This window comes from Plantactinospora soyae, assembly GCF_014874095.1.
Lineage (GTDB): Bacteria > Actinomycetota > Actinomycetes > Mycobacteriales > Micromonosporaceae > Plantactinospora > Plantactinospora soyae.
Genome location: NZ_JADBEB010000001.1, coordinates 4,567,379 through 4,579,610 on the forward strand (window position 1 = coordinate 4,567,379; position 12,232 = coordinate 4,579,610).

The 12,232-nt window shown below is 71.1% G+C and carries 8 protein-coding genes; 5 read left to right on the top strand and 3 right to left on the bottom strand.

Translation table 11 applies throughout. The annotated features are described in order from the left end of the window. Positions 1-600 carry a hypothetical protein gene (locus H4W31_RS20325; RefSeq protein ID WP_192768109.1) on the top strand — a complete coding sequence of 200 codons (600 nt, stop codon included), beginning with the start codon at positions 1-3 and terminating at the stop codon, positions 598-600. A 10-nt stretch (positions 601-610) separates the two neighbouring features. Here H4W31_RS20325 and H4W31_RS42920 read toward each other — a convergent pair whose 3' ends face one another. Then, the gene (locus tag H4W31_RS42920; protein WP_318783292.1) at positions 611-2,278 is read right to left on the bottom strand and encodes a serine/threonine-protein kinase; all 1,668 of its coding nucleotides are present in this window, start codon (positions 2,276-2,278) and stop codon (positions 611-613) included. A 114-nt stretch (positions 2,279-2,392) separates the two neighbouring features. Then, on the bottom strand, positions 2,393-3,445 hold the full coding sequence (locus tag H4W31_RS20335) for an LLM class flavin-dependent oxidoreductase (protein ID WP_192768110.1): 1,053 nt from the start codon (positions 3,443-3,445) through the stop codon (positions 2,393-2,395). Between the two features lie 705 nt (positions 3,446-4,150). Here H4W31_RS20335 and H4W31_RS20340 point away from each other — a divergent pair. From H4W31_RS20340 to H4W31_RS20355, 4 genes are all read left to right on the top strand, one after another. Continuing rightward, the gene (locus H4W31_RS20340; protein WP_192768111.1) at positions 4,151-4,984 is read left to right on the top strand and encodes a nitroreductase/quinone reductase family protein; all 834 of its coding nucleotides are present in this window, start codon (positions 4,151-4,153) and stop codon (positions 4,982-4,984) included. Positions 4,985-5,198: 214 nt separating this feature from the next. Then, complete coding sequence (locus H4W31_RS20345) at positions 5,199-6,659, top strand: hypothetical protein (protein ID WP_318783293.1); 1,461 nt, start codon at positions 5,199-5,201, stop codon at positions 6,657-6,659. Beyond that, positions 6,656-7,909 carry an ARPP-2 domain-containing protein gene (locus H4W31_RS20350; protein WP_192768112.1) on the top strand — a complete coding sequence of 418 codons (1,254 nt, stop codon included), beginning with the start codon at positions 6,656-6,658 and terminating at the stop codon, positions 7,907-7,909. Before H4W31_RS20345 ends, H4W31_RS20350 begins: the two co-directional genes overlap by 4 nt. Positions 7,910-8,163: 254 nt before the next feature. Continuing rightward, the gene (locus H4W31_RS20355; RefSeq protein WP_192768113.1) at positions 8,164-9,432 is read left to right on the top strand and encodes an SGNH/GDSL hydrolase family protein; all 1,269 of its coding nucleotides are present in this window, start codon (positions 8,164-8,166) and stop codon (positions 9,430-9,432) included. 70 nt (positions 9,433-9,502) lie between these two features. On the opposite strand, the gene H4W31_RS20360 is transcribed toward H4W31_RS20355, so the two are convergent. Further along, positions 9,503-12,007: an NPCBM/NEW2 domain-containing protein gene (locus tag H4W31_RS20360; protein WP_225945609.1), complete on the bottom strand. Its 2,505-nt coding sequence runs from the start codon at positions 12,005-12,007 to the stop codon at positions 9,503-9,505. Positions 12,008-12,232 lie beyond the last annotated feature (225 nt).

Genomic DNA, 12,232 nt, shown 5'->3' on the forward strand with positions numbered 1-12,232 from the left:
GTGCGCCGCCGTGCCGCCCGGATCGCGCCGCTTGGCAGGGCCGGCAACACACTGGGAACGGCACCGCCGCCCGGCCGCGTCGGGCGAACCGCACTGGGCCTGCTGGTCGGAGCGGTGCTGGTCGCGGGCTGTGGCTCGGCGCCGGTCGCACCGCTGCCCGGCCGATGGCCGAGCCCCAGCCCGGCGGGACCGGCGACCGGGATATCGGTGTCCGGCAGCGCACCGGGACCGAGCGTTCCGCCGCCGCCGACAACGCCGCCGCCCGCGCCCCTTCCGGTGACCACACCCCGGCGTACGCGTACCGCCGCTGCGACGTCCCCCAGCACCGACCTCTCGCCGGCCTGCCTACCACGGGTGATCTACCCGGTCGACGGCTCGGATCACGCGCTGCTGCCGAAGGCGCTCTGCCTCACGGTCGCCTCGATCCTGCGGGTGCAGAACGTCGGGCCCGGGACCGTGACGGCGACTCCCGCCGACCGGGTGGCACAGCACTACGAAGCGGGCGTGATCGAGTGCCGGCTGTTGAGTCCCGGCAGCGTCAGGGTCGAGATCACCAGCGAGGCGGGCAGCCACACGATCACCGTGCTGGTGGTCGAGTGACGTACCGGCTTCATGGTCGTACCCGTACCCCGGCCAGCAGGGTGTCGACGAAGTCCGGTGTGGACGCCACCGGCGGCGCGACCTGTACGTGGACCAGGCCGGCGCCGTCCGGGCCGATGCCGGCGGCCTCGACAATCACCGGCTTCCCCTCCTGGCAGGCGGTGAACCCGGCCACGAACCAGTCGATGGCGCCCAGCCGTACCGTCCGGACCGGGGCCGCGACGCACTCGGCGTGTGGATGTTGGGCGACGTACCCGACCGGGCTGTGCCGGGCGGCCAGGGTCCGGGACAGCCCGACGAACGCCCCCGGTACGGACGGGTCGCGCCGCCACCGGTCCGGATCCGGTGACATCACCAGCGCCGGTTCCAGGGCCCCGTCCGGCCCGCGCTGGCCGAGCCAGCCCGACCCCGAGACGCGCCAGCCGTCCGGCAGGGCAACGGTGATCCGCCCCGTCGAGTCCTCGCCGATGTCGGTGTTCCGGTGCGGCCAGGCCACCGTCAGCACGGCGACCGTCGCCGCCGAGAGCGCGACGACCACCGCGAGCAGCGCGGCGACCAGCAGCGTACGGCTGCGTCTGCGACGTCGACGGTCGACCGGTTCGGCCGGCTCGACCCCGGTGGCCCGGTCCAGCGCGACGGTGAACGCCATCGCGTCCGGATAACGGTCATCCGGCCGGTGGGCGGTCGCCTTCCAGAGCACGGCGGCGACGCCGGCAGGTACCCCGGCCCGGAGCACCGGCCCGCTTCCCGGGGTGGTGACGGGATCCGACGGCAGGTCGTCGCTCGGGCTGCTCGACCCGTTCGGGGACGGGGTGGCGCCGAACGGGGTGGCGCCGAGTAGCGTCGCGCCGAGGCGACCGAGCCCGAACACGTCGGTCCGGGCGTCGACGAGGGCCAGCGAGGCATCCTGCTCGGGCGCCATGTAGCCGGGGGTGCCGGCCCGGGCCGTCAGTCCGGACGCTGCCGCGAGGGCCTTGGCGAGGCCGAGATCCGCGATCAGGACCGACTCGGTCGCGTCGGGGTCCAATGTCGCATTCTCGACCCGGTCCGGGGCGGTTCCGTCCGGACCGGCTTCGTGCGGGTCGGTTTTGTGCGGGTCGGTTTCGGGTGGACCGGTGCTGTCCGGGTCGGTTGCGTCCGGACCGGTTCTGTTCGGATCGGCCCTGTCCGGGTCGGATGCGTCCGGACCGGTTCGGTCCGACTCGTCTGCGGGTTCGGTCGACCGGCCGGCCTCGATCGTGGACGGTCTGGGCTGGAACAGCACGTTGCCCGGGGTCAGGTCCCGGTGCACGATCCCGTTGGCGTGCAGGACGCCGACCCCGAGCGCGATCTCCCGCAACACGCGCAGGGCCCGCGCGACCGGCATCGGTCCGGCGGCGAGACGGTCCCGAAGGCTGCCACCCTCGGCCCAGGCCATCACGAGGTACGGCCGGCCGTCGTCCAGTTCGCCGACCGAGTACACCCGGACCAGGCGTTCGTGGTCCAGCCGCCACAGCAGCCGGCCCTCGTCCAGGAACCGTTCCCGGACCCGCAGGTCCTGGGACCAGTTCTCGGCCAGCACCTTGATCGCCACCCGGGAACCCAGGGACGGGTCGTGTCCCAACCAGACGGTGGCGAACGAGCCGAAGCCCAGCAGCCGCTCGACCTGGTACGGGCCGATCCGCCGCAGCGGGTTCACCGGTTTGGCTGACCGGTGTCGCCGGTACGTCGCGCGCTGGTCACCAGCCAAGGATAGGCCCGGTGACCAGTGGCCCAACCGTCCACCGGCGCCCGGGTGTCCACTCAGCCGGGGTCAGGATGCCGTGGTGGCCTCCGCCGCCAGCAGTTCGCGGACCCGGGGGATCACCTCGGTGCCGTACAGCTCGATCGTGTTCATCAACCGCTCGTGCGGCAGGGTCCCGTTGGAGTACTTCAGGTCGAAGCGCCGCACACCGAGCACCCGTACCGTTCGGGCGATCTTCTGGGCGACGGTCTCGGCCGAGCCGACGTGCCAGGCGCCGCCGGCAATGTCGGCATCGAACCGGTCCCGGGTCATCGGGGGCCAGCCGCGTTCGCGGCCGATCCGGTTGAACAGGACCCGGGCGTGCGGCCACAGCAGGTCCGCCGCCTCTTGGTCGGTCGACGCGATGAACCCGGGCGCGTGCACCGCGACCGGCAGCGGCTCCTTGCCGAACTCGCCCAGCGCGCGGTGGTACAACTCGACGTACGGGGCGAACCGCGCCGGGTCACCGCCGATGACGGCGAGCACGAGCGGGAAGCCGTACCGGGCGGCCCGGACGACGGATTCCGGACTTCCGCCGACGCCGATCCAGGTCCGGATCCGGCCGGACTCGGTCTTCGGGTAGACGTGCTGCTTCTCCAGCGGTGGCCGTACGCTGCCCTGCCAGGTGACCGCGTCCTCGGTCAGCAGGTGCGACATCAGGTCGGCCTTCTCGGCGAACAACCGGTCGTAGTCGGCGAGGTCGTACCCGAACAGCGGGAACGACTCGGTGAACGAGCCACGCCCGAGGGTGATCTCCGCCCGGCCCCGGGAGACCGCGTCGAGGGTGGCGAACCGCTCGAAGACGCGTACCGGATCGTCGGAACTCAGCACGGTGACGGCCGTACCGAGACGGATCCGTTCGGTCCGGCCCGCGATCGCGGCGAGCACGATCTCCGGGGCGGATACGGCGAAGTCGTCGCGGTGGTGCTCGCCGAGCCCGAAGCTGTGCACGCCGACCCGATCGGCCAGTACGGCTTCCTCGACGACGTTGCGGATCACCTGGGCGTACGGGACGCGGTTGCCCTCGGCGTCGCCGGTGACGTCGCCGAAGGTGTCCAGACCGAATTCCACGGCCGTTTCCATGTCGTCCTCCTCCATCAGCGCGCACCGGTCGAATCCGCGCACACGGGCGATGTAACCCCGGCGTCGACGATCTTCTTCCCCGGCTGGATGATCGGGCTCGTCGGGAGGGTGATCGGGTTCGTCGGGTGGGTGATCGGGCTCGTCGGGTGGTCGGGTTCGTCGAAACGGATCCGGAGGAAGAGACCCAGGGGAAGGAATCCGGGAGTAGGAACCGGAAGAAGGAAACCGACTGGAGGAAATCGTCGTGGTGATCTTGCCTCGGCGCATTTCTGACGCTAACGTCGACAACGTGACTGCCGGGTCGGCCTTGGGCCACAACCGAGTAGGGCACCCGGCTATCGCGTGAGCCCCGGGTGGGCCCGAGGTCCGCCGTCCGTGTGCCTCCGCGTTCCCACGTAACCCGTTTCCGCGCAATCTGTCTGCGTGCAGCCTGCCTGCCGCGCCAGGTGCGACCTTCCGCGCGTGGGACGGTCCGGTTTCGTGACGCCGCGCGCAGCGAGCCGCCGCATCGATCCGCACAGGTGCGCTTCGTACGGGTGCGTTTCGGTTCAGGTGCGTTTCCGTACCGCCTCCTGGTACCCCTTCCGCGCCCTCTTACGCCACGCCGAGCCCAATTCGTGGTGTTCCCCTGCCGCCCGCCGGGCGGTTCTTCGCCATGCCCACGAACGGTGGCACAGTCACCAATCTTCGAAGAAGAAAGAAGCCATGCCGAACGATTTCAACCAACAGGTCATCGACGAGTTCCGCGCCAACGGCGGGGAGGTCGGTGGGCCCTTCGAGGGCGCCCGACTGGTCCTGCTGACCACCACCGGGGTGCGGTCCGGCGCCCCGCACACGACGCCGGTCGGTTACCTGCCCGACGGTGCCGAACGGATCCTGGTGATCGCCTCGGCGAACGGTGCTCCGCGCCATCCGGCCTGGTACCACAATCTGCGGGCCAACCCGCGGGTCACGGTCGAGACCGGCATCTTCACCTACGAGGCCGACGCCGTCGTCCTGCGGGGTACCGAACGCGACGACGCCTTCGCCCGCGCGGTCGAATCCGATCCGGGCTGGGCCGGCTACCAGGCCAGGACCAGCCGGATCATCCCCGTGGTCGCCCTGCGCGGTCTGCCGGGCCCGCCGAACCCGAACGCGACGTCCTGGGGTGCCGCACTCCGGCTCATCCACGACAGCTTCCGGCGGGAACTCGCGCTGATCCGCAAGGAGATCGCCGAGTCGGGCCCGGGCCTGGGCAGCCAGCTACGGATCAACTGCCTGACCGTCTGCCAGGGGCTGCACAACCATCACACCGGGGAGGACAACGGGATTTTCCCGTTCGTCGCCGACCGGCACCCCGAGGTCGCGCCCGTGATGGAGCGGTTGCGCCGGGAGCACCAGACGATCGGGGAACTGCTGCACGAGTTGCAGCGGATCATCGCCACCGAGGACGCCGATCCGCTGCTGGTCCGTACCGAGGTCGAACGCCTCACCGACGAGCTCGAACGGCACCTCGACTACGAGGAGGAGCACCTGATCCCGATCCTCGACGCGCACTGAGCTCCGGTTCTCCGTACCGACCCGGTGAGGGGGCGGGTCGGTACGGAGAACCGATGCGCCGCAATTGCCTCGCTGGTCATCGTGGCCGACGGGTATGGTTGCCCGGCCGGCCGCGGGACTACGGTGCGACTTCCGGAACCCGCCTCTGAAGCGATGCTTCGCAGTTCGTGCCCACATTCCCCGGCCGGCTTCCAATCCATGATGGAGGAGCGTCGTGTCGCTGTCGGACCGGGTGGCGTGCGAGGACGTGGTCATGTTCGTCAACGCGGCCGTCACCTCCACCGGGCAGCGCGAGTTCCGGGCCGGTGCCGCCGAGCAGCGCATGTCGCTGGACTTCCTGCACGAGTACGTCCTGGGGAACTACCGCGACCTGTACGCCGCGACCCTGGCGCTGGACGTGAACCACTTCAACGCCGCGATAGTGGTGACGAACCTGCTCCGCACCGCCCACCTCGCCGGTCCGGATCAGCGTGCCGTGGAGGGACGACTGATCGCCGCTCGACTGCGGCTGCTGCCGCCGCAGCGGGCGTACCGGGTGTTCCGCGAACTGCGCCGGCTGGGCGTGAACAACCGGCGTACCCGGGCGATCATCCGGGACTGGGTCGCGGCCCGACCCGATCCCGCCTTCGACGCGGTCAAGTACCGCCGGTCGCTGTCCATCGCCGCCCGCCACGCCCACCTGTCGCTGCCGGCCGAGGTGGGCACCGTGCTGTTCGACTGGCGTCGCCCGAAGCGGTACGGAACGCCGATCCTGGAGACGTGGCGCCGGGCGCACTACGAGCAGCGGGCGTTGTACGAGTTGCCGTACACGGTCGCCGAGGGGTTGGCCGTGCGGCACGGCATCAACCGGGCGCGCTTCCTGACGGGCATCGCGCCGAAGCTCACCGACGGCGAGCGGCTCCGGTTGCGGACCTCGGCCCGCCGGCTCGAGGTGGCGGCAATCGGCACGGATCTGCCCCGGGTGCCGTTGACCCGACTCGCCAGCTACGTCCTGTCGCTGTCCCGGCCCGAGCGGGTCCGGCGGGGCGCCGAGCTGACCGGCGCGCTGCGGGCCGCCGCCCGCCGGGCCGCCGGCCGGCAGGCCGGCAGTTGGGGCCGGGTCGTGGCGGTCCTCGACGACAGCTACTCGGCGTCCGGGTCGGGCGTGAAGCGGCGCCGCCCACTGGCGGTGGCGCTGGCGACCCACTATCTCCTGGAGACGCTCGCGGCGGACTACACCGGCCTCTGGCTGAGCCATCGGGGCGACCCGTTGCTGGTCCATCCGATCGGACCCACCGGGCTCGGGGCGCGCATCCTCGACGGGCTGGAGCGGCGGCCCGACCGGCTGGTGGTGGTCTCCGACGGCTGGGACAACGCCCCGCCGGGGCAGGCCGCCGAGGTGCTCCGGGTGTGGCGTAGCCGGCTCGATCCGGAAGAGCGGACCTCGGTCGTACACCTCAACCCGGTGTACGAGAGCGACAGTTTCGACGTACGCCGTCTCGCTCCTGCCGTGGCGACCGTCGGGGTACGCGACGCCGAGGACGCCGCAGCCCTGGTCGAACTCGCCCGCTTCTCCACCGGTACCGCCACCTTCGACGAACTGCGTGCGCACCTGGCCGACCGGGTGGCCCGGTTCCTCGCCGTACCCGTACCTGTAACCGGCCCCGGCCCTGACGACGCGGCGGTGGCGGCGTGACCGCCGTCGGGGGAGACCGACCGGATACCGGGCGCGGCCTACCGGAGCCGGTTGACACCACCGGCGCGGGGCCGGCCGGCCTGGACCTGACCGGCCTGGTCGCCGGGCCGGCCCAGGTCTGGGGCGCGGTACGGCTCCAGCCGCTGCTGCGTACGGCACCCATCGCCGACCTGCGGCTGCACGCCCGGCTGTACGACCCGGACGAGGTGTCGGTCGTCAAGGTCGGGCCACGTACCGCGTACGTCGCCTACGTCCCGCACGCGTTCGTGGCGAGTTGGACCACCGACGCCACTCCGGCGGCCACGTACGGCACCCAACTGCGTGACCCGGAGGCGACCGGTCAGCCCCGGGGGATCGGGCTGCACTTCCGGCGCCGGATGGCCCGTCGGGACGACAAGCGCCGGCTGCGGTTCCTGCCCCTGCACCTGGCCCTTGAGGGCTACCTCGCGTTGCAGTTCGGCGGGCCGGCGATCGCCTGGGAGGAGTGGACCCGGCAGGCCGTCACCCGTGGGCTGTCGCCCCGGGCCGAGGCCGCCTACACCGGTGTCGGGATACCGGGCCTGGCCGACGCGCTGCGGATCTTCGAGATCCATCCCGAGCAGTGCGGAATGCTCCTGTACGTGGCCGACGCGCTCGCCGCCGCCTTCGTCGTGCCACATCCCGACGACTACCGTGCGTTGCATCCCACCCTGTTGCAGGACCTCTACGGCGAGCTGGTCCACCAGTACGCCCACCTGTATCCGGCGGTGCCCGAGTTCCAGACCACTCTGGACGATGCCCGGGTGCACACCGTCGCCGACCTCCGTGCCGAACTCGACCGCAGCCGTACGGCCTGGTCCGAGCTGGATCTCCTGTTGGTGGACGGGTTTCCCGGTGCGACGCAGCTGTCGAGCGAACCGGTGTACCGGATGGGGCGGTACACCCTGTCGCGGTTCCTGCCGGCCTTCACGCCCGACACCGAGAACCACATCGGCGAGAGCATCACCGACGAGGGCGGCCGATTGGCGTACCTCAAGACCTTCCGGCTCTCCGCCGCGCAGACCCGCCGAGGCCACCTGCTCGGCCAACTCGCCGCGTACGACTGGAATCTCGACGCGACCGCCGAGGCGCTCGGTACCGACCGCCCGGGGCTCGTCCTGCGGCTCGACCGTTCGGGGTTCGGACACCTGCTGCGTCCGGACATCCTCGACGCCTGCCGCAACCAGGCCCGCCGGCTCCGGCGCGGCCGGCCACGACCGCCCGTCGGGTAACCACCGGCCGGCCCGCCGCCGACGGGCTCCACCGATCCATGGCCAGGATCGCTCGATGGCCCGAGACCGCTCCATGGCGCCGGGGTCGTTCGATGGCGCCGGGGTCGTTCGATGGCGCCGGGGTCGTTCGACGGCCCGGGATCGCTCGACGGCCGGGATCGATGCCGTTCGTTGACCGTCGGTCGGGTGCGTGATCTGATGCCGAGACGCGAGAAGTTCTCGACATTTCGCACAGACGCACTTGGGGGTCGGACATGATCGGGTTCCGTCGACCCGCGTTGGCCGCGGCGTTGGTACTCACCCTCGCCTCGGCCGCAACGCTGTCGGCCACCGTCGCCGCCCCGGGTACGGCCGCGGCCAGCCTGCCGACCGCCGCGGTCGCACTCGGGGACAGCTTCGTCAGTGGCGAGGGCGCCGGCGGCTACCAACCGGTGGTGGACGTGAACGGCACGTCGCAGGGCTTCCCCGGCTGGTCGGCGCCGAACAGCAACGCGTTCTTCTGTCACCGGTCGGCGAATGCCTCGCTGCACCAGGCGAACCTTCCCGGCGTACAGGCGCGGTTCAACCTCGCCTGCTCCGGCGGCCAGCCGTACGACATCGCCAACGCCTCGGTCAACCGCACCAAGGGCCGTACGGTGGCCGCGCAACTCGACCAGCTCCGGGCGGTGGCGCAGACCCACGACATCGATCTGGTGCTGCTGGGCCTCGGCTCGAACAACAGCTCGTTCACCTTCGGCGACGTCGCGTCGGACTGCGCCAACCGGTTCATCGCGGACGCCTGGACGGGGTGGTGGGAGTTCTGGGCGTACCTCGGCGGACCGGTCGAGCAGGCCCCGTGCGCGGGTGACGACCTCGGTACACCGGCCGAGTTCTCGGCGGCGACCGCGGAGACCACCGCGGCGGTCCGGCAACTGCTGAGCACACTCGACCAGGTCGACGCCGATGGGCAGCACCGGATCGTCTTCCAGGACTACACCAATCCGCTCCCGTTCGACCTGGAGTCGAGGTACCACGAGGAGGACAACCGCGACGACAGCCGGGACAAGTTCCGGGAACTCGGCGCCGAGCGGTACGCCGCGGGATGTCCGGTGCACCGGGCCAGCCTCGCCGCGGGTCACCTCTTCTCCGGCGGCCTCGGCACCCTCGTACAGTCGGTGCACGGCACCATGCGGGCCGAGTTCCCCGCCGACGACCTGGTCTATTTGAACGTGCAACGGGCCTTCGACGGAGCGCGGCTCTGCGAGACGTCGGTAAGCCCGACCGGCGCGCTCGCCACCCCGATCCGGTTGCAGGACGGCCCGACGGGCGTTCCGGTGACCAGCCTCTCCGGGTACGACAAGATCGCCATCCAACGGATCGCCAACGCCTGTGTCACGTACTTCCAGACCTGCCAGGAGTCCTGGCACCCCAACGCCGCCGGGCACGCGGTGCTCGGGCAGTGCCTCACGGGTGCGGCGGCCACCACCCCGAACCGCGCGATCGCCTGCGTACGGGCCGGCAACGGGTCGATCACGGTGAGCTGAGCCCGCTCAGAGATGTTAGGAAGGGCCCCTTCTTCTACAAAAAGCGATAGGAAGGGGCCCTTCCTTGCACTTAGTCGGCGCGGATGTTGTCGATGTGGATTTGGCCGCCGCTGTTGAGGAAGACCCAGACCGCGCGGATCTGGGTCAGGTCCAGAGTCACCCCGGCGGGGCAGCTCAGCTCGCTGAACTCCCGCGTGACGGTCCGGCTGGAGTTCGGATTGGTCCAGGTCCAGCGCCCACCCTGACACCAGGCGAAGTCGGGGCCGACCTGTACCGCGAACTCGCCGACCGTGCCGACCTCCTCGGCCCGTACGTCGTAGCGCAGCCGGGTGCTGCCGGTCAGGTCCAGCGGCTCGGCCAGGGCCCGACCGAACCAGTTTCCGTTGACCGGCGTCGCCACCGTCAGGCCGTGTCCACCGTCGGTGTGGAACGTCGTGGTCCGGGCCATGGTGCCGCCGGAGTCCGGGTTGGCGATCGTGAAGTCCTCGGTGCCGGACTCGAAGGAGAACAGGGTTCGCTCCGCCGGCAGCACGGGATCGTCCGGCCCGGCGCCACCGCAGGCCAGCGTCGGCGCGGCCCAGTCGGTGTGCGCGTTCGTGGTGGGATCGTTGCCGGTGGTCACCAGGCGCAGCCAGTCCGCCCCGGTCAGGTCGGCGGTCAGGGTCACCGGTGCCGCGCCCGAGACCACCGGTCCGCTGCTGGCCACCGCCGTGTCGTCGGCGTACACGGTGAAGGTCGCCGGCACGGGGCTGGTCGCCTCGTCGTCGATGCCCACGTCGGTGACCAGGGACGCGCACCGCCCACCGAGGTAGTAGACGATCTCACTGGGTGCGGTGGTCCCGAGTCCCCTGTTGTAGACCTGTCCACCGATGGTGATCAGGTTCCCGTCGTTGTCGGAGCCGCCACCGTTGCTCTGGTCGGTCTCCACCGGGCCCTCGTCGTTGCTGGAGCTGACCGGCACGATCGTGCTGAGGTGTCGTCTGCCGTCCCCGGGGGCGGTCACCACGACCGAGACGAGTTGGCTGGTGGTGCTGGCCGCGCGGTGTCGTGGGCCCCAGTCGTAGCCGGCGGTCACGGTGATCGGATAACGGCCGGCGGCGGTACCGTCGGGCACCGTCACAGTCCAGGTGGTCGGCAGCGACGCGTTCGTCGCCAGGCTGCGCCGGCTGTCGCTGCTGGTCGCGGTCACCGTCCAACCCTCGGGTGCCCGCGCGGTGACCCGCAGGTCGCGCAGGGCGCCGACGCCCCGGTTGGTCACCGTCGTGCTCAGGGTGCCGGTTCCGGCCGTACCCGGCACCAGCGTGCCCACGGTGGCTCCGACGCTGACCGCCGGCGGAACCACCGTCGGGTCGGCCAGCGGGCGGACCCGGTAGACCACCGTGCCGTGCGCGGGTACGCCGGCCGAGATCGTGGACTTCGCCTGGCTGACCTCCCCGGTCCAGACGTCCTGCAACCGGTACGCCCCGGCGCGGCGCAGCCCGGTGTCCCGGACCGGAACGCTGACCGTGGCCAGTGTGTCCGTGGAGTTGTAGAGCGCGATCGCCCGGTCACCATTGGCCAGTGGCTTGTCCAGCACCATCAGCCCGGCCTCGTCGGAGACGACGGCGCCCTGCACGCCCAGCCGGTCCTGGTCGATCGCGATGACGTCCCGGTTGCCGAGGATCGCCAGGGTCTCCGGCGAGGCGGTCCGCAGGTCGGTGCCGATCAGCAGCGGCGCGGCCATCATCGCCCACATGCTCAGATGGGTGCGGTACTCGGTGTCGGTCATCCCGCCGTTGCCGATCTCCAGCATGTCGGGGTCGTTCCAGTTGCCCGGCCCGGCGTACGCGGCCAGGGGCGCGTTCTGGGCGATGATCGAGCGGAGGCTGGCCCAGTTGTCGCTGATGTCGCCGGTGGTCCGCCACAGGTCACCCACGTCGGCCGCCCAGGTCCAGGGCTGGGACTGGCCCCACTCGCAGATGGAGTAGACGATCGGCCGGCCGGTGGCGTCGAGCGCGTTCCGCATCGCGGTGTAACGCCGGACGAAGTCGGCCTGCGAGCCGTCGGACTGGTTGTTGCAGTTGTCGTACTTCAGGTAGTCGACGCCCCAGTCCGCCCAGGTCTGGGCGTCGATCTCCTCGTGGCCGAGGCTGCCCGGATATCCGGCGCAGGTCGCGGTGCCGGCGTCGCCGTAGATGCCCAGCTTCAGACCCTTGGCGTGGACGTAGTCGGCGACCCCGGAGATGCCGCTCGGGAACTTGACGGGATCGGGGACCAGCCGGCCGTCCGGGCCACGTTCACGCAGCGACCAGCAGTCGTCGATGTTGACGTACTCGTAGCCGACGTCGGCGAGCCCGGCGGAGACGATGACGTCCGCCGTCTCCTTGATCAGGGTCTCGTTGACGTCGCAGCCGAAGGCGTTCCAGTTGTTGAACCCCATCGGTGGGGTGGGGGCGAGGGTCGGGGGAGCGGTCGCGGCAGTGGCCGCCGGGGCCGGTGCGGCCAGCGCGGGTCCCGGCGGCACCGCCACTCCGGTTATCAGCAGGGACGAGAGCAGAGCCACGATGCCCAGGGGACGGCTCCTGGCAGCGCGCATGACAACACCTCCGACGGCGGCGATCCGGATCGCGACCGGGCGTGGTCGCGCGGAAAGGTCCTGTGGACTGACGGATCGCCGAGGGTGCGGAGGTGGGTACGACTTCCGTCGGCATCGGGGACCGACCGCTGGCCGGCTCCGTGCCGTGGTGGATCCACAACCCGGAAACCGTATTCCGTTCTGTGATGCCCGTCAATATTTGAACGACGGGCCCCGCCCCGGGGT